General features: G+C 54.7%; 1 pseudogene. It reads left to right on the top strand.

Going from position 1 to position 276, the window contains the following annotated elements:
- A pseudogene (locus tag GBAG_RS21775) lies at positions 1-276 on the top strand (3-phosphoshikimate 1-carboxyvinyltransferase); the annotation flags it as partial.

The following is a 276-nucleotide window of genomic DNA, read 5'->3' as shown; positions in this document are numbered from 1 at the left end:
CTTGGGGGTGAGTTATACACTTTCCGCGGATCGTACGCGTTGTGAAGTCACAGGAATGGGTGGCCCGTTACAAGCCTCAGGTGAGCTTGAACTGTTTTTAGGTAACGCGGGTACGGCAATGCGCCCACTGGCGGCGGCATTATGTCTGGGCAGTAACAACATCGTGCTGACGGGTGAACCGCGCATGAAAGAACGTCCAATCGGCCATTTGGTTGATGCTTTACGCCAGGGCGGCGCGCAGATTGATTACCTGGAGCAAGAAAACTATCCGCCGTT

The organism is Buttiauxella agrestis ATCC 33320 (assembly GCF_000735355.1).
In the GTDB taxonomy this organism is placed as follows: Bacteria; Pseudomonadota; Gammaproteobacteria; order Enterobacterales; family Enterobacteriaceae; genus Buttiauxella; species Buttiauxella agrestis.
This window is presented reverse-complemented; position numbering and strand designations above follow the sequence as displayed.